The sequence below is a fragment of the Neobacillus canaveralius genome (assembly GCF_047237705.1).
GTDB classification, from domain to species: Bacteria; Bacillota; Bacilli; order Bacillales; family Cytobacillaceae; genus Neobacillus; species Neobacillus niacini_K.
The window spans coordinates 1,340,840-1,364,851 of the sequence record NZ_JBDFLL010000001.1; the positions used below are offsets into that span (position 1 = coordinate 1,340,840).

Below are 24,012 nucleotides of genomic sequence, written 5' to 3' on the forward strand. Positions count from 1 at the left end.
TTTTTATTGATGAACAATGATATAATACTTAAATGTGATTCGTAATGCTATGTTCTTTATCTTAATTAGCAATTCTATATAGATGTCATATACTGTTTTACAGATAGACGTTGGTTGGAGGTTCTTTATATGACTATTTACCATTTTGTAGGTATAAAGGGGTCAGGAATGAGTGCATTAGCACAAGTTCTCCATGATATGAATTTCGATGTACAAGGCTCCGATGTCGAAAAGCGCTTTTTTACTCAACTGGCCCTTGAAAAATCAGGAATAAAGATTCTCCCCTTTCAAAAGGAAAACATCAAACCGGGGATGACTATTATTGCTGGAAATGCATTTCCTGATACTCATGAGGAAATTCAAGAGGCTATGAAGCTCGGGCTGCCGATTATTCGTTACCACCGCTTTTTAGGTGATTTTATGCAAAATTTCACCAGCGTGGCTGTAACTGGTGCACACGGTAAAACGTCGACAACGGGTCTGCTGGCACATGTTATCAAGGGTGCCAAGCCGACTTCATTCTTAATTGGCGATGGGACAGGTAAAGGGGAAGAAGGCTCGAAATATTTTGTTTTTGAAGCATGCGAATACAGAAGACACTTTTTGTCCTATTTTCCTGATTATGCGATCATGACAAATATAGATTTTGATCATCCCGATTATTTTGCCAATATTGATGATGTTTTTTCAGCATTTCAAGAAATGGCAGTTCAAGTCAAGAAGGGGATATTCGCACACGGGGACGATGAGCAACTTCAAAAAATTCAGGCAAAAGTTCCTGTATTGTTTTATGGATTTGGTGAGGAAAATGACTACCAGGCCAAAAATCTTGTAAAAAGTACAAGTGGGACAACATTTGACGTATTTATTCGCAATACATTTTATGATACGTTTACCATTCCTACTTTCGGTGAGCATAGTGTATTAAATGCGCTTGCTGTTATTGGTGTATGCCACTATGAAGAAATTGATGTTTCAATTGTAAAAGAACAATTGGACACCTTCCAGGGTGTAAAAAGAAGATTTTCTGAAAAAAGTATTGGGTCACAAATTTTAATTGACGATTATGCCCATCACCCAACAGAAATTAAAGCTACCATCGATGCTGCTAATCAAAAATACCCGGATCGTGAAATTGTAGCCGTGTTTCAGCCTCATACGTTCTCGAGAACCCAGGCTTTTCTAGAGGATTTTGCAAAAAGCTTGAGACTTGCAGATAAAACGTATTTGTGTGAAATTTTTGGCTCAGCTAGAGAAAATCATGGTAAGCTGACGATAAATGATCTTCAAACTAGAATTGAAGGGGCAGAAATTTTATCGGAAGAAAATACCTCCCTGCTTGAGAAACATAAAAATAGCGTCATTATCTTTATGGGTGCAGGAGATATCCAAAAATTCCAAGAATCCTATGAAAAGCAGTTAACAATATAAAAAAGAAAGGATGTCAGTCCAGCTGACATCCTTTCTTTATTATTTCAAATTCTCCGGGTTAAGTCCTTCCAGTTCTGGAATAACGAAAAGACCATCTTTACGAATTAAAACATCGTCAAAATAGATTTCGCCACCGCCATATTCTGGACGCTGGATGTTAACCATATCCCAGTGAATATTAGAATGGTTTCCGTTAAAGGCCTCATCGTAGCATTGACCTGGTGTAAAGTGGAAGCTGCCTGCGATTTTTTCATCAAATAAAATATCCTGCATTGGGTTTAAGATGTATGGGTTAACGCCGATAGCAAATTCTCCTACATAGCGTGCCCCTGCATCTGTATCAAATATTTTATTGATACGCTCAGTATCGTTGGAATTGGCCTCTACGATTTTACCATCTTTAAAAGTTAACTTTACATTTTCAAATGTAAACCCTTGATAAGGAGATGGGGTATTGTAGGTAATCACTCCATTTACTGAATCACGTACGGGTGCACTATATACCTCTCCATCAGGGATATTCGCGTGACCTGCACACTTTATCGCAGGAATATCTTTTATAGAGAAGGTAAGGTCGGTTCCAGGTCCTGTGAGACGGACTTTGTCTGTACGGTTCATCAATTCTGCAAGGCTGTCCATGGCTTTATCCATCTTTCCATAATCCAAATTACAAACATCAAAATAGAAGTCCTCAAATGCCTCTGTGCTCATTTTGGCTAACTGGGCCATGTTTGCTGTAGGGTAACGCAAAACAACCCATTTTGTTTTCGGAACGCGAATGTCGCGATGAACCTTTTTACCAATTGTATTTCCGTGAATCTTTACCTTTTCGTCTGGTACATCCGCCTGCTCATTGATGTTATCTCCAGAACGAAGACCTATGTATGCATCCATTTTGCTCATTACATTTGCTTCATAATCAGCCATCATGTTGAATTGTTCTTCCTCTGCGCCAAGTAATAACGCACGGTCTACTTGTTGGTCCTTTAAAAGTACAAACGGATAGCCGCCAGCTAAATAAGCTTCCTTTACAAGTGCTGTAACAAGCTCGCGCTGCAGACCAAAGTTTTCAATCAATACCTTCTCACCTTTTTTCAGTTCTACCGAGTAGTTGATGAGATTTTTTGCTAGTTTTTCAATACGTGGATCCTTCATGTATAACCCTCCAACAAAAAAATGTAAATACACCTCTATTGTAACCGATTCCTTCCAAAAGTGAGAAATTATGAACTTAATACTAAAACGTATTGTAATCCTTTGCAGGAAAATGAGACAATCATATTGAAGTAGTATTATGATACCTATTTACGTTTAACACTGCATTAGATAGGTAATACATAAGGATATAAAAGCGGAGGTAAAAAACAAATGGAAATTATTTTATATTTAAGTGTCGCTTTAATTGCGATTGCATTCTTAGTACTGGTTATCTACTTAGCCAAAACCCTTAATTCTCTCCAAGAGACTCTTACTAGCGTTTCTACCACGTTAACAGGATTGGAAAAACAATTGGATGGAGTTACAAAAGAAACGACTGAACTCTTACACAAAACGAATGCTCTAGCGAATGATATACAGGAGAAATCACAGAATTTAAATAGTGTTGTCTCTGCTGTAAAAAATATTGGAACAACAGTAAACAAATTTAATGGCACCTTAAAAACATTAACAGAATCTTTTGATATACAAGTGGAAGAAAATAAAGAAAAAATCTCCCAAATTGTGCAATGGAGTAACGTTTTCCTTGAACTAAAAGATAAATGGAATGCAAAGAAGCAAGAAAAAAGTGCAAATCATGTTGAGGAGATCAAGAGGGTTAGGTCACGTTAATTTTTTATTTAAGGGAGGAATCCAGAATGAGTAGTAAGGATAATGAATTGCGAGCAACAAACCAAAATAAAAGTGAAGACACATCCAGCAGTTTTTTGTTAGGTGCACTGATTGGAGGACTAGTAGGTGCTGCAGCAGCCATTTTCTTAGCCCCTAAATCAGGCAGAGACCTTCGGAGTACACTTAACAACCAAGCAGGTACATTAAAGGAAAAAACTGTCCAACTTATCAATAAAACCAAGACACCCGTTGAAGTAGAGGAAGACAATTATATACCGATCGGTGGTACGCCAAAAGCAACTAATGGAGAAGCTGTTGACGAGCAATCAATAAGAGAAAAATTAGAAGAAGCAAAAAAAGCTTTTGAAGAGGAAGAACATAAAGTAACACATTAAGAGAAGATTCGAAAAATAGTCGAATTATTTGTATCAAAAACGGTGAAGTGATAGAATGACTTCACCGTTTATTATTGTCTCTTTTCTTAAGCTTTAAAATTTGGGAGTTGAAAAATGTTTGAATGAGGTTGATTTGGTAAAAATAGCCTTCAATTATAAGAAAAGAGCATGCAAACTTAATTTTAAGCAAAAAATAGTTTGTTCCACGTTAAAATCGGCTTTAAGATTTTAACAACAATAATTACAAAAACAGCCTTATTATTTGGAGGAAAAAAGAATATGTTGAAAAAAATTGATACTTTAGACCAATTTGAAGATCTAATAAAGCAAGAGGACAAGTTTTTTCTATTAAAACATAGTTTAACTTGTCCTATTAGTCATGCCGCTTACCAGGAGTATGAGAAATACGCAGGCGGGGATCAAAGTTTACCGACCTATTATTTAGCTGTTCAAGAGGCACGCCCATTATCAAATCAAGTTTCTGAGAGGTTTGAAATTAAACACGAATCCCCTCAAGCACTGTTGATTAAAAATGGAGAGGCTGTTTGGAATGCTTCTCATTGGAAGATTACAAACAAATCTTTAACCACTGTAACAAATGAAAATTAATTGAACCTTTTTTAAATCTCAAGCATAAAATGACATATTATAAAATGATTTTACTTTAGTGCTTAAAAGCGTTTAATCATTAAAGAAAAAAGCGTGACAAAAAAACTCTTATCAGCTATAATAAAGCCTAATTATTGAATAATAAAAAAATTTATTTCTATGGGAGCTAGCTGACAGTATTTAGCCATTCTGCAATCATTCTGTCAAGCTATTGAAAGGACGGGGACAATAAATGAGCAAAAGTGATTTGGAACAGTTAAGGACACGTGTCGATGATTTAAACTTAGAATTATTGAAACTAATTAATGAAAGAGCTCAACTTGTCCAAGAGATTGGGAAGGCTAAAGAAAGTCAAGGAGTTTACAAATACGATCCAGTTCGTGAAAGAAAAATGCTTGATGTGATTAAAGAACATAATGATGGACCATTTGATAATGCGACGATTGACCATTTATTTAAGGAAATCTTTAAGGCTGGCTTAGATTTGCAAAAAGATGACCATCAAAAAGCACTTCTTGTTTCTAGAAAGAAGAAACCGGAAAATACGATTGTCAACTTAAAAGGTGAAACGATCGGAGACGGAAAACAGCATTTTGTTTTTGGTCCATGTGCTGTCGAATCATACGAACAAGTGGCAACTGTTGCAAAAGCAATGAAAGAAAAAGGTTTAAAGCTGCTGCGTGGAGGTGCCTATAAGCCTAGAACATCTCCATATGATTTCCAAGGCCTTGGGGTTGAAGGGTTAAAAATTTTGAAACGAGTGGCAGATGAGTATGATATGGCTGTCATTAGTGAGATTGTAAACCCAGCTGATATTGAGATGGCTATTGATTATATTGATGTGATCCAAATCGGGGCACGGAATATGCAAAACTTTGAATTGTTAAAAGCTGCGGGTGCAGTGAATAAACCAGTTCTTTTAAAGCGTGGTATTGCTGCTACGATTGAAGAATTTATTAATGCAGCTGAATATATTATGGCACAAGGAAATGGGCAAATTATTCTTTGTGAACGTGGTATTAGAACATACGAACGTGCTACTAGAAATACGCTTGATATTTCTGCAGTACCGATTCTTAAGCAAGAAACACACTTACCAGTAATGGTCGATGTGACTCACTCAACTGGCCGCAGAGATTTACTTCTTCCTTGCGCAAAAGCAGCACTTGCGATTGGTGCAGATGGCGTTATGGCTGAGGTGCATCCAGACCCAGCGGTAGCTCTTTCAGACGCTCAGCAGCAAATGAACCTTGACCAGTTTAATACTTTCTATAATGAACTGCTTGCTTCCAATTTAGTTAGAATTTAATTAAGTGAAAGAGACCCTCTGCAGTCCTTGCGGAGGTTTTTTTTATTAAATAATGAAAATATAGTGAAAATGAGAACAAATATCATTGCGACTTGTTGGTACTTATCGTATGATTAAATACATAAAAAAGTTTGTATATTATCTCACAATGACTAGATTATCGAAAAATGCTGTAAAATAAAGAAAAATACGTATAGTGTTTAAGGAGAGTGTTAAAACGTGAATATTACAATTTATGATGTTGCCCGTGAAGCAAATGTTTCGATGGCAACTGTTTCACGTGTTGTCAATGGAAATCCAAATGTGAAGCCTGTTACTCGAAAAAAGGTATTAGAAGTCATCGATAGACTGGGTTACCGTCCTAATGCAGTTGCAAGAGGATTAGCCAGCAAAAAAACAACGACCGTTGGGGTCGTAATTCCAGATATCTCGAATATATTTTTCGCAGAACTGGCACGTGGTATCGAGGATATCGCAACTATGTATAAGTACAATATTATCTTAAGCAATTCCGATCAAAACAAAGAGAAAGAATTACACTTATTAAATACCATGCTAGGAAAACAAGTGGATGGTATTGTATTTATGAGTGGAAATATTACTGAAGAGCATGTAGTGGAATTTGGCAAGTCACCCGTTCCAATTGTTTTAGCTGGATCTATTGAAGAATCTGAACAGATTCCTTCCGTTAACATCGATTATGAACAAGCTGTTTATGATTCAGTGAAAGAATTTATTGAAAAAGGTCATAAGCATATTGCATTTGTAGTTGGACCATTACAGGAGCCAAGAAATATCCATAAAAAGCTAAAAGGATATCAGCGGGCTATTGCAGATGCAGGTATAGATTTTAATGAGTCACTAATTGTCGAAGGCGATTACACCTATGACTCTGGCTTAGAAGCGTTTGATAAATTATTAGAAGCTCCTAATAGACCGACAGCAATACTAGTTGGCTCTGATGAAATGGCACTTGGTGTCGTTCATGGTGCTGAGGATAAAGGTTATAAAATTCCTGAAGACTTCGAAGTTATCACATCAGATAACACAAGACTTTCTTTAATGGTTCGCCCGCAGCTGACCACAATCGTTCAGCCTTTATACGATATTGGAGCAGTGGCTATGCGTTTACTCACCAAATTAATGAACAAAGAAGAGGTAGAAGAACAAACTGTTGTTCTTCCACACCGCATCGAGCACCGTCAATCAACTAAATAATAAGAAAAGCAGAAGCCCCTGTACTAGGCGCTGGAGCTAGACAAAATAAAGAAAGGAAGCGCATATTGTTTATGCGCTTCCTTCTTTTTTAATCCTCCATCGTAGAGAGGTCACCTGTTGGTAAATTAAGTTCCCATGCTTTTAAGACACGTCTCATAATCTTACCGCTTCTTGTTTTTGGAAGCTTATCACGGAAATCAATTTCTCTAGGAGCAGCGTGTGCTGCAAGCCCCTGTTTTACAAACAGTCTAATTTCTTCTTTTAGTTCATCTGATGCTACATATCCGTCTCTAAGTGCAATAAAAGCTTTAATAATCTCGCCGCGCACAGGGTCAGGTTTTCCAATTACCCCAGCTTCTGCTATTGCAGGGTGTTCGACAAGCTTGCTTTCTACCTCAAACGGTCCAACACGTTCTCCAGAAGTCATGATCACATCATCGACTCGTCCCTGGAACCAGAAGTACCCATCCTCATCCATATAAGCGGAATCACCGGAGAAATACCAGCCGCTTGGCATAAAATAGGAATCATATTTCTCAGGGTTATTCCAAATCTTATACATCATGGAAGGCCAGCCCTTCTTAATAGCCAGATTCCCCATTCGGTAAGGTGGAAGTTCATTGCCTTGGTCGTCAACAATTGCAGCAACGACACCAGGAATCGGTTTACCCATTGATCCAGGTTTGATTTCCATACAAGGGTAGTTACTAATAAGCTGTGCACCAGTTTCCGTCATCCACCAGTTATCATGAATTCTTTTGTTAAAGACTTTTACGCCCCATTTTACTACCTCAGGGTTTAACGGTTCCCCAACACTCAAAACATGACGAAGGCTGCTTAAATTGTATTTCTTAACAATTTCATCTCCAGCCCCCATTAACATACGGAAAGCGGTAGGAGCACTATACCAAACGGTTACACCAAAGTCTTCAATCATTTTGTACCAGGTATCAGGGCTGAAACGGCCGCCAACAATTACGTTGGAAGTTCCCGTTAGCCATGGTCCGAAAATACCGTAAGATGTCCCTGTAACCCATCCTGGGTCTGCTGTACACCAATACACATCCTCTTCTTTTAAATCTAATACCCATTTAGCTGTTTGATAATGTTGAATCATTGCATTATGTACATGCAATACACCTTTTGGCTTGCCTGTAGAACCTGAAGTATAGTGAAGAATGAGCCCGTCAGTACGGTCAACCCATTCAATTCGCATCTGGCTGCTAGCAGTCTCGAATTTTTCTAAAAAGTTAATGTACGGTCCATTTTCTTCAATATTTTTACCAACAAGGAAAATATGTTTTAATGCTGGCAGCTCATCTACAGGTACACGATCTAATAATTCAGGAGTTGTTACCAAGACTTTGGCTTCACTATCTAGCAAACGATCGCGAACGGCACCCTCCATAAATGCTTCAAATAATGGGCCGACAATCGCACCAAGCTTAATCGCACCTAATACAGTAAAATATAGTTCTGGTGACCGTGGCATAAAAATAAACACGCGGTCTCCTTTTTCAACGTCACCGTATGTTTTTAATACATTACCGGCTTTATTTGAAAGCTCTTTCATTTCTTTGAATGTAAACTTTTCATTTCTAGTGTTATCACGATAATAAAGCGCTACTTTATTCTTTCGAAATGTTTCTGCATGGCGGTCAATGGCCTCATAAGCCATATTAACAAGTCCGGTTTCATGCCAGGAGAATTCCTTTTCAGTCTCCTCCCAACTGAAGGTCCTATACTTTTCATCATAATTTAATAAGTTATGCTCCCCTTGCATAACCGGCAGCTTTTCCACTTTCATTCCATTTCCCCCTTATCCTAGTATGAGATAATTATAGTACAAATAGAAACTATTCTCAATTTTTAAAATAATTTAATTGATTTCGTGAAATTGTCACATGGATTCCTAATTAAACAGAAAATTATGTAAAAATACAAAAAAATGATAGAAATTATGTATAATAGAAGTGATATGCGAATGATTTTTCAGGTGGTGTAGGGATGGAACACAAAAAAACTTATAATGCCAAAGAACTCAAAACTCCCCATGGAAACTTAATTATTGAAGGTCCAATTTCCTCAGATAAACTTGCTGGATATGAATTTCACGAACATCTTACCGCTTTTCGTCCTCCTGAACAGCAGCATCAAGCACTAGTTGGGATTGCACAACTCGAGGAGGGAAGAATTATTATCGCAAGGCATCACCATACCATTGTTGGCTATGTGACGTACCTGTTTCCGGATCCTCTAGAAAGATGGTCTGAAGACAAAATGGATAATTTAATTGAATTAGGTGCTATAGAGGTAATTCCTAAATTTAGAGGCTGTGCTGTCGGAAAAAATCTCCTCACCGTTTCTATGATGGATGAAGCTATGGAGGATTACTTAATCATTACGACAGAATATTATTGGCATTGGGATTTAAAGGGAACAGGGTTAAATGTTTGGGAGTATCGCAAAATTATGGAGAAAATGATGAATGCAGGCGGTCTTGAGTGGTATGCAACGGATGATCCTGAGATTTGTTCACACCCTGCTAACTGTTTGATGGCGAGAATTGGGAAAAGGGTGGATGTAGAGACAATCCAAAGGTTTGATCGACTTCGCTTTATGAATCGATTTATGTATTGATCCAAAATTTCAATTGAGGAGGCCATTCGGATGATAGTAGAAGAAATAATGAAAACGAAGATTATTACCGTTACTCCAACAGTTTCAATTGCTGACACAATGAGATTAATGGATTCAAAAAAAATCCGGCATATACCCGTTATCGATGACGATCAACAGCTTGTTGGTATAGTAACCTTATCTGATATACGAGATGCTGCTCCTTCTATTTTTCGTGCAAACGACCATTTGGAGGATCTTGAAAAACCCGTTGACTCTATTATGAAGAAGGACGTTATTACTGGCCATCCTCTAGATTTTGTGGAGGAAATAGCAGCTGTGTTCTATGAGCATAAAATAGGCTGCCTTCCGATTACAAACAATCAAAAGCTAGTTGGGATTGTTACAGAAACGGATTTACTCCGAACGCTCGTTGAGTTGACTGGTGCCCATCAACCTGGGTCTCAAATTGAAATAAGGGTACCTAATCTTGCTGGAAAGCTTAGTGATATTACTAGTATAATAAAAAATCGGAAAGCTAATATATTGAGTGTACTTGTTTATCCAGACAAAAAGGATGATCAATTTAAAATTCTCGTGATAAGATTGCAAACTATGAATCCTACTGGACTCATTCAGGATCTAAAACAAGCTGGCTATGACGTTCTATGGCCAAATCTGCCAGGTGTGTCCCTATGACTGATTCCTGTTCATTTGTATTTTCAGAAGAATTGTTAAACTATAAATTTAGCAATAACCATCCTTTTAATCAGTTTCGACTTAAACTTACTGTCGATTTGTTACATAGATTAAATGCTTTAGATAATAAGCAGGTGGTTCCTCCAAGAATTGCCACAGACGAAGAACTTAGCCTAGTTCATGATCCAAGCTATATCGATGCTGTAAAAATGGCAGGGTATGGACAACTTCCACTGCAAGTGGCTGAAAACTATGGGTTAGGAACAGAAGATACACCAATCTTTCCTAATATGCATGAAGCTAGCGCTCTGCTTGTTGGGGGGGCATTAACGGCAGTCGATCAAGTAATGACAGGGCAGGCAGTCCATGCCCTTCACTTAGGAGGGGGATTGCACCATGGTTTTCGCGGAAAAGCTTCAGGTTTCTGCATTTATAATGATAGTTCAGTAGCTATTAAATATCTGCAAGATAAATATAATGCAAGGGTTCTTTATGTAGATACAGACGCCCATCATGGCGATGGAGTTCAGTGGTCCTTTTACGATGATCCCAATGTCTGCACCCTCAGCATACATGAAACGGGAAGATATCTTTTTCCTGGTACAGGTAATGTGAATGAAAGAGGACAAGGAAAGGGGTACGGGTATTCTTTTAATATTCCAGTAGATGCATTCACGGAGGATGAATCATGGCTGCATGTCTATACTCAATCAATAAAGGAAGTAGCAGAGTTTTTTAAACCGGATGTTATTCTGACTCAAAATGGAGCAGACTCTCATTATTTTGATCCTTTAACTCACTTGTCCGCTTCAATGAAAATCTATCGTGAAATCCCAAAGTTAGCTCATGAGATTGCCCATCAATATTGTGGAGGTAAATGGATTGCAGTTGGCGGCGGAGGTTATGACATATGGCGTGTGGTTCCCAGAGCTTGGGCGCTTATTTGGATGGAAATGACTGAAAACTCAAACTGTTATGGAAGTTTACCGCAGGATTGGATTGAATATTGGCAGGGTAAGGCACCAGTCAGCCTTCCAATGAATTGGGAGGATCCAGATGATATGTATAAGCCAATTCCTAGAAAAGCCGAAATAACGGAAAAAAACTTACTCACTCTCGAAAAGGCACTGTATCCAATCAGAAATAATCAAAAAAGTGAATCTAAAAAATAAAGGGGCTTGGATTTTCCAAGCTCCTTTATGGTCATTTATTAAGGTGCAGGTGCAGGTGTAACAGTAACACCAACGTCCACATTGTTAGATGGTCCAGATTCATTCCCTGCAATGTCTACGGCTGTTACATAATATGAACCGTTAGATGCTGAAAAGGAGAGACTAGAGCCACTGATGATACTCCCGACTTTTGATCCGTTATGATAGACTCGGTAGCCAACAATATCATTATCTGCCGGTGGTGACCAAATGAGATTGTTACCGGATAATGAAAGGGTTACCCCGTCTGGCCGTTTTCCGTTATCGACCATTTTATTATTCGGAACTAGAATTTTACCCCAGCGCTCCATTTTAGGAATTAGCTGGCTTGTATTACTAAAATTACTTCCAACCATTTGTGTGATGAAGTCTGGATTAAGGATAACCCCTTGTTGGGCAAATTCTTTAGGTGTAGAATCTAAAGCTAGATACTTTTTATCACCAATTTGCACATAGTTTCCTGCAATCAAGCTGTCATCTTGTTTTGTTGGAACATTTTCTGCGTTAAAGTAATCACTTTCAACTAATCCCGCTCTAGAGCAGGCATCCGAAGGCAACAAGCCTGACACCGCACAGAACGAACGCTTTACAATCCCCTCTGGTAAAGGAAATGATTCAGAAGGATTAATTAACTCAGGTTTAATATCATAAGCGGCATTAATTAATTCTGCCCATAGATTATTCGTTCTCTGTGAGTAGGACATTCCGCCGGTTTTCAATGATTTTGGTGTATCATAGCCAGTCCAGATTCCAAAAGTTACGCTTGGATTGGTAGCCACGAACCATGCGTCATGATAATCATGACCAGTTCCTGTTTTACCTGCCCAGTCTGCCCTAAACTTCAATTTACTGTTAATACCAGCTGCTGTACCGCTTTTGATGACATCCCGCATCATGTCTAATGTTAAAAACGCTGTTTGCGGTTTAAATACGTCAACAGGCTTCACATCATGCTGGTAAATTGTCTTGCCGTTTTTATCGACTATCTTTTCAATCATGTACGCATCAATAAATTTACCTTCATTCGCAAAGGTTCCAAATGCGTTGGTGTTTTCTTCTACTGTTACACCATTTTTCATTGATCCAATAGCGGTTGAGAGATTGGTATAATCTTCGCTTCTTAAGGAAGTAAAGCCCATTTTTTCAAGATACTTTGCAGGCTGCTGGTCAATGATATCTTTATACAGTTTAACAGCAGGTACGTTATAAGATTTTTTTAGTGCATATCTAGCGGATGTGATACCGCTGTATCGCTTGTCATAGTTGTTTGGCCATGGTTTCGAACTAGAAGGGTCAAGCTTTAAGGCTACATCCGGTAAAGGGGTTCCTGGTGATGCTTTCCCTAATTCAATTGCTGGTGCATAAACAAGTAAAGGCTTCATCGTAGAACCATTTTGTCTCACAGCACTAGTCGCATGGTTAAGTTCCTGTTTATCATGGTCTCGTCCACCAACAAAACTGATGATTCTTCCAGTTTTATTTTCGATAAGCATAGCACCGACTTCAACCGGCTCCATGACAGTAATTGTTTCCCCAGTTTCTGGGTCCTGTTTCTGTTCTGCCTTATCAGGTCCGTAGTTAGGGTAGTTATTCTTTACAACTTGGAAGGCATCATATATATCTTTGTTAATCGTTGTGTGAATCTCGTATCCATTTTGTCGTAAGTTTTGCTTAGCTAATGTTCGGTATTTATAATAAAGATTTTCATCTTCCTTTAAATCTTTTTCTTCATACCCTTCGTTCTTCGCCAATACATTGGTCAGCACTTCAATTGCCCGCTCTTCAATTTCAAATGATAAGTATGGATATTTTTCAAGCGGGTTGTCCCCTGCAGGAGTAAAATCCTTTGTAATATCGTAGGCTGCGGCTTCTGCATACTGCGTTTCGGTTATATGTCCGCCGTCATACATTCTTTTTAAAACCGTTTTCATTCGAGTGAGTCCAGGTTCTAAATTGTTTTTCACTGTACCTTCTCTTGTAAAAGGTGTGTAGCCAAAGGGACTTTGTGGCAAACCTGCAATAAAGGCTGCTTGTGGGAGGGTCAATTCACTCGCATTTTTCCCGAATATTCCTTTTGCTGCGGCTTGAACACCGCCGATATTTTTACCAGATGAATTTCTTCCGAATGTTGAAACGTTTAGGTAAGCTTCTAGGATTTCTTTTTTGCTAAAAAACTTCTCTAGACGCAGTGCCAGCAAGATTTCATTTGCTTTTCTTTCGAATGATACCTCATTCGTTAAGATTTGGTTTTTAATTAATTGCTGTGTCAATGTACTTCCGCCTGATTGAGTGGCAGAGTTTGTTACTTCTTGGAAAAGTGCCCGAAAAACTGCTTTTGGGACAACTCCTTTGTGTTTATAAAAATACTCATCTTCTGTTGCAATTACTGCTTTGACCAGGTAATCCGATACTTGATCAATTTTTACTTCTTCACGTTCAAGATCTGTACGGAGCTTGCCAAGATAAACATTGTCAGAAAAGTATAAGTCCGATGTTTCCGTATAATTATAAATATCCTTTTTCATGCTGTCATAAGAACGGACAGGTTCGTCCTTAACAAGCGAGGCGAAATATCCCGCGCCCACACCACCTGCAAATGCTCCCACAAGGATGACAACTGTTAATACCAGCAGCAAAAGGTTCCAAAAGACCTGGTACGTTATTCGTGCACTTTTTACAGTTTTTTTTTGGGTAAACAAGTTGGTAAGGGACTTTACTTTCTCTATCCACGCTTGAAATTTATCATTCATAGAATCACCTCTTTTAAAATCACATATATTATAGCATAATGAAGATTGTAAAAATGACAAACTTCTACATTTTTCTGATATTACCAATTCTTGTTTGACATTGGGAATAATTTATGGTAAAAATTCTATAAGTTATAAATTTAATAATTAAGCTACGAAGGGAATCTACTGTAGGTCTTCTATCCCTGTATTTAGAGAGTCAGCGGCTGGTGAAAGCTGACACATATAGAAGAGTGAATTACGTCCCAGAGCTTTCACCGTGAATATAGAAGTAGCGGGGAACGGTCTAAACCGTTAATTTTACGAGTTGGAGGATTTATTCCTCAAGCCGGGTGGTACCGCGCGTATATGCGTCCCTGCATTTTTGCAGGGGCGCTTTTTGTGTTATTTTAAAAGAATATGGAGGACTATGAAATGGATTTATTACAAGATTTAGCATGGCGCGGCCTCATCTACCAGCAAACAGATGAAGAAAGCCTAAAGGATTTAATTAGTAAGGAGAAAATCTCTCTATATTGTGGAGTAGACCCAACAGCAGACAGCATGCATATCGGACATATGGTGCCGTTTCTAACACTTAGAAGATTTCAGCAGCATGGACACCGTCCTGTTGTTTTAGTTGGCGGTGCAACAGGGCTTATTGGAGACCCGAGTGGTAAAAGTGAAGAACGTAACCTGCAAACCTTGGAGACTGTGCAGAAAAATGTTGAAGGGATTCAAAAGCAGTTAGCGGCTATTTTTAACTTTGATGGTGAAAATGGTGCTGTCTTAGTGAATAACTATGATTGGGCTGGGTCGATGGATATTGTTACGTTCTTACGTGACATTGGTAAGCACATTGGCGTCAATTACATGCTGGCAAAGGATACTATTGCTTCACGACTTGATTCGGGGATTTCTTTTACAGAATTCACGTATACGATTCTTCAAGCTATGGACTTCAATCATTTGTACGAGAACTTTAATTGTAAATTACAAGTTGGCGGCAGTGACCAATGGGGGAATATCACTTCCGGACTTGAACTAATTCGTAAAATGCAGCCAGAAGGTTCGAAGGCATATGGAGTAACGATTCCACTTGTTACAAAAGCAGACGGAACAAAATTCGGGAAGACAGAAGGTGGAGCCGTTTGGCTTGATGCCAAGAAAACGACCCCTTATGAGTTCTACCAATTCTGGATTAACGCAGCGGATGCAGATGTAGTTAAGTACTTGAAGTACTTTACCTTCTTGTCCCACGAAGAAATTGAAGCGTTAGAAAATTCTGTTAAGGAAGAACCACATTTACGCAAGGCACAAAAGGCTTTGGCAGAGGAAATGACGCGTCTGATTCATGGTGAAGACTCTTTAAAGCAAGCAATTAAAATTACGGAAGCATTATTCAGCGGGGATGTTCGCAGTCTGTCAGCTTCAGAAATCGAGCAGGGTTTCAAAGACGTTCCATCCTTTAATGCAACTGAAGCTGATGCTAACTTGGTTGATCTGTTAGTAGCTGCGAAAATCTCTCCATCCAAGCGCCAGGCACGAGAAGACATCACAAATGGTGCGATTACAGTGAACGGCGAACGCATTACCGATACATCGTATGTTTTACAAGACACTGATCGAATCGAAGGTCAGTTTACGATTATTAGAAGAGGGAAAAAGAAATACTCATTGATTAAATACTAAAGATTAGAAAACCCGGTCTCTTTCGGTACTTGAGACCGGGTTTTCTTGATGTGTAACACTGAACCACCGTCCAACGTCTTATATATAAGAAGACCAATTGGCGGTGATTTTTTATGAAATTTCTAGTTCATGCTTTTTTTATCATTCTCATATTACTTGTGACTTTCTTCGGGTTAGGACCAGTACTGTACGCGGATGGGATAGTCCAAGAGAGGATTTGGACTGCGGCAGTGGTTATCGTACTATACGCAATACTTGTGTTCACATATTCAAGAACGATTAAGTGGATAAAAAAGAAATAAAAAAAACCGTGCCATTGCTGGCACGGTTTTTGAAAAATTAACGTGAGTAGAACTCGACGATAAGAGTTTCGTTAATTTCAGCTGGTAATTCAGAACGCTCTGGTAAGCGAGTGAATGTACCTTCAAGCTTGTCTGCATCAAATGTTAAGTAGTCAGGTACGAAGTTATTTACTTCTACTGCTTCTTTAACAGCAACAAGATTACGTGATTTTTCACGAAGAGAGATAGTTTGACCAGCAGCTAAACGGTATGATGGGATATCTACGCGAGATCCATCAACCAAGATGTGTCCGTGGTTAACTAATTGACGAGCTGCACGACGAGTACGAGCTAAACCTAAACGGTAAACTACGTTATCAAGACGTGATTCAAGTAGGATCATGAAGTTTTCACCGTGAACCCCACCTAATTTGCCAGCTTTATCAAATAAGTTACGGAATTGGCGCTCAGTTACTCCGTACATGTGACGAAGTTTTTGCTTTTCTTGTAATTGCAATCCGTATTCTGAAAGCTTCTTACGTTGGTTAGGACCATGTTGTCCAGGAGCGTAAGGACGCTTTTCTAATTCTTTACCTGTGCCGCTTAGTGAGATACCAAGACGACGAGAAATTTTCCAGCTTGAGCCAGTATAACGAGCCATGAATGACTCCTCCTTAGTGTTTTTATTTTGGTAAAATAAAAACCGTTATGAAACATCAATGATAGCCATTTTGTTTTCATGCACCTTCGCCCTAGCAGCAGAGGGTTACAAGATACACCATCAAATGAGTTCAATCACTCATGAGGAACAAAATGAATCCATTCACGTGTTCACATAGGCTGCAGTTATTTTACACAAAGGATATTATATAATTTTATTCATCAATGTGTCAAGTTAATTTCAGGAAATGAATAGGATGAAGAAACAAACAAAATTATGATAGCGTTTTCAATTAGGAGGAGTCAGCTTGGCCAAGGAAAATTTTCGCTTTGAAACGGAAGCCGTTCACTCGGGGTATTCTTCAGATGAACACCAAGGAAGTTTAGTTCCTCCCCTGTATCAAACTTCCACATTTACTTTTTCAAATGCAGAACAAGGGGAAAGAAGATTTGCAGGTCATGAGGAGGGATTTATATACTCCCGTCTGGGAAATCCCACAGTAAAAATTCTCGAAGACCGTATGGCAACGCTGGAACAAGGAGAAGCAGCATTGGCATTTTCATCAGGAATGGCAGCAGTTTCTGCTGTGTTAATGGCTTTAACAAAAACAGGCGACCATATCCTCTGTTCACAAGGTGTATATGGTTGTACGTTTGGATTACTGCAATTGTTAAAAGATAAATACAACATCACACATGATTTCTCGTCAATGGCTTCAAAAGAAATTCTAGAAGATGAGATTCGCCCAAATACGGCATGTATCTATATAGAAACCCCGATTAATCCTACCATGAAACTAGTTGACTTAGAATTAGTCGCTAACGCCGCCAAACAACATGGTATTCCTGTTGTAGTGGACAATACATTTTGCTCTCCGTATTTACAAACTCCCATTAGCCTAGGCTGTGATATTGTTATTCATAGCGCAACAAAATATATTTGTGGTCACGGTGATGTGATTGCAGGAATCGTTGTTGGTAAACGTGATTTTATCAAACAGGTATCAAGAACCACACAAAAAGATATTGGGAGTACAATCTCACCGTTTGATGCCTGGCTTTTATTAAGGGGGTTAAAAACGCTGCCCGTAAGGATGGATCGTCATTGTGAGAATGCCAATATACTTGTCGAATTTTTACGGAATCATCCAAAAGTAGAGAAACTCTATTTTCCTGGCAATAGTGATTATATAGAAGATAATAAGATTATGCATAAACAAATGAAAAAACCAGGCGGGGTAATTTCGTTTTCTGTAAAAGGAACGAAAGAAACAGCTCAATATTTTATGAATCAATTACGATTGGTAAAAATTGCTGTTAGTTTAGGGGATGCAGAAACGTTAATCCAGCACCCCGCAACCATGACGCATGCTGTCATTCCAAAAGAAGAACGAAGAAAAATGGGAATAGACGATACATTACTCCGCCTGTCAGTGGGTCTTGAAGCATGGGAGGATATACAAGAAGACTTAGAACAGGCACTTGAAAAAATATAAAAAACTCGCCGCGCGGCGAGTTTTTTTACAAATGATTAACAAGAATAGTAGTAATTTCTTCTAAATGCTCTTGGTCCAGCTCATCAAAGCGATTTTTCTCAGGTGAGTCAATGTCTAAGACCCCGAGTAATTTACCATCTTTGATTAGCGGTATAACGATTTCGGAATTGGAGGCAGCATCACAGGCAATGTGTCCAGGAAATTGATGAACGTCTTCTATTCGGAGTGTTTCCATGTTTTTTGCAGATGTTCCACATACACCTTTTCCTAGCGGGATGCGAACACATGCCGGAAGTCCTTGGAAAGGACCCAATACTAATTCATTGTTCTCATCTATTAGATAGAAGCCAACCCAATTTATACGATCAAGAAACTGATTTAATAATGCTGACGTATTGCTAAGATTAGCGATTTGGTTTTTCTCGCCATGGAGAAGGGCATCTAATTGTTTCTTAACCAATTTATAATTTTCTTGGCGGCTTCCTTTATACATTTCGACATTAAACATGTTTTTTCACCCATCCCTTAATGAATTTCTTATTTATTTTATCAAACTTACATGAAAAGTAGCATACTTTGACGATAAATTCATGAAGGAATCCATCGTCAAAGCAAGAATTATTATAGAAAGATATAAAACTCGTGTATACGGAGGTGTACGATGAAAAAGGATTCTAAAGAAGAAATAGTGAAAGCAGCGATATCGCTTTTTAATTCAAATGGCTATGCTGGAACATCGATACGGGATATTGCAACCGTGGCAAAAGTAAACTCTGCAACCATCGCTTACCATTTTGAGAATAAGCTTGGTTTATTAGAATATTGCTTTACTTACTTTTTTGAGCAATATCTCAGCATTATTGAAGAAAAGTTTTCTTTAATGGATACAGGTGTTAAGGATTGTTTAAAAAGAATTACAGCTGACTTGCTTCACTATCAATGTGAAAATATTGAACTTACAAGCTTCGTATACCGAGAAATGTCAATGGATTCTCAGGTAGTCAGAGAAATTATGTCTACCTATGCATTAAAGGAGAAATATTATTTTCAAAAGATCTTTGAAAAAGGGTTTGAACGGAAGGAATTCCGTCCACATTCTATTGCATATTTAATTATTCAATACAAAGGCTTACTTATGATGCCGTTTATTAATGCACATTATTTAAGAGAGGTATTATATATTTTTCCAAATGAAAGGTTCTTTGAACAGAAGTATCTAAAGGAAATTAATAGTTGGATTGAAAACACGCTAGGAACAAAGATGATAGAAAAGAAAGAGGCTATCCTGTAATTGAAACCACAATTTAACTATTTATATGGTAAGCACTAGCTGGAAACCTAATTACCTTCAGCAAGTGCTTTTTAATTTGCAATTTAACGATGCATTATCTTTCACAAGATTTTTGTCATAAAATAGTAAATTAAAATTTCTTTTACAAAAAAATTGAAAATACTAGTCAAAAAATGTCGTTTACATGGTATCATAGAGGCATTGAACTTTACCGTATTTAATGGTTTTTAATAGATTAGGATCTAGCGCTTGAAAGATTTATTTGAAGTGTTTGAAACAGGGGGCTTGAACGTGACATATTTTATTGGATTTATTATCCTGCTACTAGCCTTATTCGTATTGGGGTATTTTATAAAGAAAAAGTATTTTAAAGAGATGGATAGGTTAGAAGCCTGGAAAATCGATTTGTTTAACCGGCCGATTTTGGATGAAATGTCAAAGGTAAAACAATTAAATATGACCGGACAAACCGAGGAGTTATTCGAGGGCTGGCGAAATCAATGGGACGATATCATAACGGTTAAATTGCCAGATCTTGAAGAGATGTTATTTGACGCTGAAGAATTTATCGATAAATACCGTTTTAATAAAGCAAAAGCTGTTCAACAAGATATTAACGATAAATTACATTCAACTGAAAATGAGATTAATAAAATTGTTGAAGAACTACATGAACTTGTTGGAAGCGAAGAAAAGAACAGGACTGAAATTGAGCAGTTAAAAGAATTGTATCGGGAAACGAAAAAAACGCTGCTTGCTCATCGACATAGTTTTGGTAAGTCAGAAAAATACTTAGAAGCTCAACTTGACGACGTTACGAAAAAGTTCCATGAATTTGACGAGAAGACAGATCATGGTAACTATCTTGAAGCACGCGAGCTTGTAATAGGAATTCACAATCAACTATTGAAGGTTAAAAACAATATGGATAATATTCCTCAGCTGTTAATAGAGTTTCAATCTCTTATTCCAGCACAATTGTCAGATATTCTCGAAGGATATCGTGAAATGACCGAGCAGGGGTATTACTTAAGCCATATTCAATTAGAAAATGAAATTGAAAGTCTCCAAGCAAAATTGGTTGAGTATTTAGGACTGATTGAAGAGACGAAGATCGAAGAGGCAATTGAAGGAATAGGTGAAGTAAAAGAGCGAATTGATATTCTGTTTGATTTATTGGAAAAAGAAGTGAATGCCAAACATTTTATCATTCAAAATGAAAAAGGGATGAGTGGACTTTTAACCTTGGTCCTTGAAGAACATGATCATCTTTCTAATGAAGTAAAGCATGTGCAAGAAAGCTATCATCTTACAGAAAGTGACTTTGAAATCCAGCGGCACTTAGATAAACAGCTTGCCACTGTTACAAAGCACTATGATATCTTGATGGAAAAAATCAATATCAATGAAACGGCCTTAACGATTATTTGTGAAGAACTGAAAGAAATAAAAATGCATATAGAAATGATTCAGGAAGAGCAGGAAAATTTCGGTCTCAAGTTACAAGCTCTAAGAAAAGATGAGTTTGAAGCGCGTGAAACGCTAAGGGATTTAACCAAAAAGGTGGGCGAAACGATTCGTTTAGTATCGAAGAGTAATATTCCGGGATTACCAGAAGACTACAAATATTTACTGGAAGACACAAATGAAAGCATACAGAATGTAAAGCTTCAGCTTCAAGAAAAGCCACTTAATGTATCAGCACTCAGTCAATATTTAGAGATTGCAGTTTTAACAGTTGAAAAATTATCAAATACAACAGTTGAACTGATTGAAAATGTTATGCTTGCTGAGAAGGCGATTCAATATGGAAACAGATATAGAAGTCAGTATCCTTCTGTGGCAAAGGGACTCAGTGATGCAGAAAATGCCTTTAGACATTTTGAGTATCAGGAAGCTTTAGAGCAGGCAGCTGCTTCTCTTGAATCCATTGACCCAGGAGCCTTGAAGAAAATCAAGGCGACAGAAGTAAAGCAATAAGAAATAATGTTAAACCGATTCTGCCAAAAATGGAGAATCGGTTTTTATTTGTATATATCCAATTCTTTTTCAATTGATTAAGTTTGTGGTAAGATTTAGTCCTGCAAAGGTGAGGTGTTAAAAAGTTGATTTATTTTGATAATAGTGCAACGACAAGACCATATAACGAGGTATTAGACTCTTTTGTGAAGGTCTCAAGTGAATTTTTTGGCAATCCCTCATCCCTTCATGGCTTAGGGATGCAAGCTGAAAAACTTCTCACACAGGCGCGTACACAAGTAGCTAATCTCTTGGCTGTAAAACCAACAGAAATTTATTTTACTTCTGGGGGTACAGAAAGCAATAATTTAGCGATTAAAGGGACAGCGATGTTACATAAAAACAAAGGGAAGCATTTAATTCTTTCTAGCGTTGAGCACCCATCTGTCCGTGAAGCAATGGAACAGTTACAAAGGTTAGGATTTGACATTACCTATTTGCCAGCTGATCAAAATGGGAGAGTATTGGTAGATGATGTCAAAGCTTCTATAAAAAAAGAAACAATTCTTGTTTCAGTTATGCATGTAAATAATGAGGTAGGAACGATTCAGCCAATTGCAGAAATTGGCAAGCTCTTGAAACTATATCCAACCACTCTCTTTCATGTTGATGCGGTACAAGCTGTCGGAAAGGTTCCATTAAATTTAATCGAAAATGGCGTGGATTTATGTTCATTTTCTGCACATAAGTTTCATGGTTTAAAGGGGACTGGTGCACTCTTTATAAGAGAAGGTGCTAGATTGAACCCGCTGCTTTCAGGCGGAAATCAAGAATGGAAAATCAGAAGTGGGACGGAAAATGTAGCAGGAGCTGTCGCCATGGCGAAGGCTCTAAGGATGACGATGTTGAAAAGTGAATTGGGAATTGAGAAAATGAAACGGGTTAAATCCCTTTTGAGGGAAGGGTTAAGCAGGATAGATGACCTTACCATCAATACGCCGCCAGAAAATTCTGCTCCACATATACTAAATTTTTCTATAAAGGGTGTTAAGGCAGAGGTTTTAATCCACACGCTAGAGCAAAAAGGGATCTATCTGTCGACAACAAGTGCCTGTTCTTCTAAGAAACAATTACCAAGTCAGACACTTTTAGCAATGGGGGTTCCAGGTGACTTGGCTGACAGTGCCTTTAGAATAAGCCTATCGTATGGTAATACCGAGGATGAGGCAGAAAAAGTAATAGTAGCAATCGAAGAGGGTGCAAACCAATTAAGAAAGGTTATGAAATAATATGAATTATGATCGAATATTGATTCGCTATGGCGAAATCTCTACCAAAGGCAGAAATAGAAAGAAATTTGTAGACAAGTTAAGAAAGAGTGTTCGAATTGCATTGGCTCCCTTTCCAATGATAAAAATCCGGGCTGAGCGCGACAGGATGTACGTTCTCGTAAACGGTGAAAACGTTCAAGAAATTATCAAGTCATTGAAAAATATTTTTGGTATCCAATCCCTTAGTCCAGCAATAAGAGTGGAAAGAGACCTTGAGCAAATGAAAGAGGCTGCACTTTCATTAGTTAGAAGTCTGTATAAAGGGGGACAAACCTTTAAAATTTCTCCTAAACGGTCTGATAAATCATTTGAGTTGGATACAGCAGGTATCAATCATACATTTGGCGGGCATATTCTTGAAAATATACCAGGCATAAAGGTTGATGTGAAAAATCCTGATATCAACTTAAAAATTGAGGTTCTAAGTGAGGCTATCTACATGTCTTGCGAGAACATCTTAGGTGCTGGGGGATTGCCGGTTGGCTCAAGTGGTAAGGCGATGTTGATGCTGTCCGGAGGAATAGATAGTCCAGTGGCCGGATATCTGACGATGAAACGCGGAGTAGAAATTGAGGCTGTACATTTTTTCAGTCCACCGTATACAAGTGAAAGATCAAAGGAAAAAGTAATTGACTTAGCAAAGAAACTAGCTGAAATATTTGGTTCAATGAAACTTCATATCGTTCCATTTACGGCTATTCAACAATCGATAAAAGAACAAATTCCAGAAAATTACTCTATGACAACGACAAGAAGATTTATGCTTCGAATAACTGATGAGATTAGAAAAAAACAGGAAGGACTTGCGATTATTACGGGAGATAATCTCGGTCAGGTGGCAAGTCAAACATTAGAAAGTATGTATGCGATTAATGATGTTACCAATACTCCAATACTGAGGCCTTTGCTCACTATGGATAAAAATGATATTATAAAAATCGCCAAAGACATTGATACCTACGATATTTCGATTAGACCTTTTGAGGACTGCTGTACAATATTTGTACCATCTTCACCAAAAACCAAACCGAAAAAAGAAAAAGTCCAGCACTACGAAAGCTTCTTCGACTTCGAAACACTAATCCAAGAAGCAGTAGAAAACACAGAAATGCTGACAATAAGACCGGATAGCAAAGAACAACCAACCGAATTTGAGGATTTATTCTAACTCAACTGTGATTGTGATAAGTGAAAATAAATATTGTCAAAATGTTGATTGGAACGGAAGGCACGCAGACTCCTGCGGGAGAAG

At 38.0% G+C, this 24,012-nt stretch carries 21 protein-coding genes and 1 other annotated feature; of the genes, 16 read left to right on the forward strand and 5 right to left on the reverse strand.

Going from position 1 to position 24,012, the window contains the following annotated elements; genetic code table 11:
- Positions 1-129: 129 nt before the first annotated feature.
- Positions 130-1,431 (forward strand): UDP-N-acetylmuramate--L-alanine ligase, encoded by a 1,302-nt coding sequence (gene murC / locus ABC255_RS06570; protein ID WP_412992185.1) that lies wholly within the window; start codon positions 130-132, stop codon positions 1,429-1,431.
- A 39-nt stretch (positions 1,432-1,470) separates the two neighbouring features.
- Here murC and ABC255_RS06575 read toward each other — a convergent pair whose 3' ends face one another.
- On the reverse strand, positions 1,471-2,586 hold the full coding sequence (locus ABC255_RS06575; RefSeq protein WP_412992187.1) for an aminopeptidase: 1,116 nt from the start codon (positions 2,584-2,586) through the stop codon (positions 1,471-1,473).
- A gap of 213 nt (positions 2,587-2,799) precedes the next feature.
- On the opposite strand from ABC255_RS06575, the gene ABC255_RS06580 reads away from it, so the two are divergent.
- From ABC255_RS06580 to ccpA, 5 genes are all read left to right on the forward strand, one after another.
- Positions 2,800-3,261: a DUF948 domain-containing protein gene (locus ABC255_RS06580; protein WP_412992189.1), complete on the forward strand. Its 462-nt coding sequence runs from the start codon at positions 2,800-2,802 to the stop codon at positions 3,259-3,261.
- 26 nt (positions 3,262-3,287) lie between these two features.
- Complete coding sequence (locus ABC255_RS06585; protein ID WP_412992191.1) at positions 3,288-3,656, forward strand: YtxH domain-containing protein; 369 nt, start codon at positions 3,288-3,290, stop codon at positions 3,654-3,656.
- Positions 3,657-3,935: 279 nt separating this feature from the next.
- The gene (ytxJ, locus tag ABC255_RS06590; protein ID WP_412992193.1) at positions 3,936-4,265 is read left to right on the forward strand and encodes a bacillithiol system redox-active protein YtxJ; all 330 of its coding nucleotides are present in this window, start codon (positions 3,936-3,938) and stop codon (positions 4,263-4,265) included.
- A gap of 232 nt (positions 4,266-4,497) precedes the next feature.
- Positions 4,498-5,574, forward strand: a complete 1,077-nt coding sequence (locus ABC255_RS06595) for a bifunctional 3-deoxy-7-phosphoheptulonate synthase/chorismate mutase (RefSeq protein ID WP_335531573.1) — start codon at positions 4,498-4,500, stop codon at positions 5,572-5,574.
- Positions 5,575-5,793: 219 nt separating this feature from the next.
- On the forward strand, positions 5,794-6,792 hold the full coding sequence (gene ccpA, locus ABC255_RS06600; RefSeq protein ID WP_412992195.1) for a catabolite control protein A: 999 nt from the start codon (positions 5,794-5,796) through the stop codon (positions 6,790-6,792).
- An 88-nt stretch (positions 6,793-6,880) separates the two neighbouring features.
- Here the strand turns inward: ccpA and acsA are convergent, their stop codons facing one another.
- On the reverse strand, positions 6,881-8,599 hold the full coding sequence (gene acsA, locus ABC255_RS06605; RefSeq protein WP_412992197.1) for an acetate--CoA ligase: 1,719 nt from the start codon (positions 8,597-8,599) through the stop codon (positions 6,881-6,883).
- Positions 8,600-8,799: 200 nt separating this feature from the next.
- On the opposite strand from acsA, the gene ABC255_RS06610 reads away from it, so the two are divergent.
- From ABC255_RS06610 to ABC255_RS06620, 3 genes are read left to right on the forward strand one after another with little or no spacing between them, the layout of a single operon-like run.
- Positions 8,800-9,432 carry a GNAT family N-acetyltransferase gene (locus ABC255_RS06610; RefSeq protein ID WP_335534338.1) on the forward strand — a complete coding sequence of 211 codons (633 nt, stop codon included), beginning with the start codon at positions 8,800-8,802 and terminating at the stop codon, positions 9,430-9,432.
- A 30-nt stretch (positions 9,433-9,462) separates the two neighbouring features.
- Positions 9,463-10,110, forward strand: a complete 648-nt coding sequence (locus tag ABC255_RS06615; protein ID WP_412992200.1) for an acetoin utilization AcuB family protein — start codon at positions 9,463-9,465, stop codon at positions 10,108-10,110.
- Complete coding sequence (locus ABC255_RS06620; RefSeq protein WP_412992202.1) at positions 10,107-11,282, forward strand: acetoin utilization protein AcuC; 1,176 nt, start codon at positions 10,107-10,109, stop codon at positions 11,280-11,282. The genes ABC255_RS06615 and ABC255_RS06620 overlap by 4 nt, the downstream gene beginning before the upstream one ends.
- Before the next feature lie 38 nt (positions 11,283-11,320).
- On the opposite strand, the gene ABC255_RS06625 is transcribed toward ABC255_RS06620, so the two are convergent.
- A complete protein-coding gene (locus tag ABC255_RS06625; protein ID WP_412992203.1) occupies positions 11,321-14,071 on the reverse strand; it encodes a transglycosylase domain-containing protein in 2,751 nt (916 codons plus the stop codon).
- 145 nt (positions 14,072-14,216) lie between these two features.
- Positions 14,217-14,432: a binding site (T-box leader), on the forward strand.
- A 53-nt stretch (positions 14,433-14,485) separates the two neighbouring features.
- Here ABC255_RS06625 and tyrS point away from each other — a divergent pair.
- Both tyrS and ABC255_RS06635 read left to right on the forward strand, forming a co-directional pair.
- Complete coding sequence (gene tyrS / locus ABC255_RS06630) at positions 14,486-15,742, forward strand: tyrosine--tRNA ligase (protein WP_412992205.1); 1,257 nt, start codon at positions 14,486-14,488, stop codon at positions 15,740-15,742.
- Positions 15,743-15,855: 113 nt separating this feature from the next.
- The gene (locus ABC255_RS06635; protein WP_412992207.1) at positions 15,856-16,044 is read left to right on the forward strand and encodes a DUF6954 family protein; all 189 of its coding nucleotides are present in this window, start codon (positions 15,856-15,858) and stop codon (positions 16,042-16,044) included.
- A 37-nt stretch (positions 16,045-16,081) separates the two neighbouring features.
- On the opposite strand, the gene rpsD is transcribed toward ABC255_RS06635, so the two are convergent.
- Positions 16,082-16,684 carry a 30S ribosomal protein S4 gene (gene rpsD, locus ABC255_RS06640; RefSeq protein ID WP_179601776.1) on the reverse strand — a complete coding sequence of 201 codons (603 nt, stop codon included), beginning with the start codon at positions 16,682-16,684 and terminating at the stop codon, positions 16,082-16,084.
- A gap of 307 nt (positions 16,685-16,991) precedes the next feature.
- Here rpsD and megL point away from each other — a divergent pair, with 307 nt between their 5' ends.
- Positions 16,992-18,179 (forward strand): methionine gamma-lyase, encoded by a 1,188-nt coding sequence (megL, locus tag ABC255_RS06645; RefSeq protein WP_412992209.1) that lies wholly within the window; start codon positions 16,992-16,994, stop codon positions 18,177-18,179.
- Between the two features lie 25 nt (positions 18,180-18,204).
- Here megL and ABC255_RS06650 read toward each other — a convergent pair whose 3' ends face one another.
- Positions 18,205-18,687: a GAF domain-containing protein gene (locus ABC255_RS06650; RefSeq protein ID WP_412992211.1), complete on the reverse strand. Its 483-nt coding sequence runs from the start codon at positions 18,685-18,687 to the stop codon at positions 18,205-18,207.
- 153 nt (positions 18,688-18,840) lie between these two features.
- Between ABC255_RS06650 and refZ the strand changes: the two genes are divergently transcribed.
- The 4 genes from refZ (at position 18,841) to thiI (ending at position 23,928) form a co-directional block, all read left to right on the forward strand.
- A complete protein-coding gene (gene refZ, locus ABC255_RS06655; RefSeq protein ID WP_412992213.1) occupies positions 18,841-19,470 on the forward strand; it encodes a forespore capture DNA-binding protein RefZ in 630 nt (209 codons plus the stop codon).
- Positions 19,471-19,761: 291 nt separating this feature from the next.
- Positions 19,762-21,450, forward strand: a complete 1,689-nt coding sequence (gene ezrA, locus ABC255_RS06660; RefSeq protein WP_412992215.1) for a septation ring formation regulator EzrA — start codon at positions 19,762-19,764, stop codon at positions 21,448-21,450.
- A gap of 125 nt (positions 21,451-21,575) precedes the next feature.
- Positions 21,576-22,718 (forward strand): cysteine desulfurase family protein, encoded by a 1,143-nt coding sequence (locus ABC255_RS06665; RefSeq protein WP_412992217.1) that lies wholly within the window; start codon positions 21,576-21,578, stop codon positions 22,716-22,718.
- 1 nt (position 22,719) lies between these two features.
- Positions 22,720-23,928, forward strand: a complete 1,209-nt coding sequence (gene thiI / locus ABC255_RS06670; protein ID WP_412992218.1) for a tRNA uracil 4-sulfurtransferase ThiI — start codon at positions 22,720-22,722, stop codon at positions 23,926-23,928.
- The last annotated feature ends 84 nt before the right edge of the window (positions 23,929-24,012 follow it).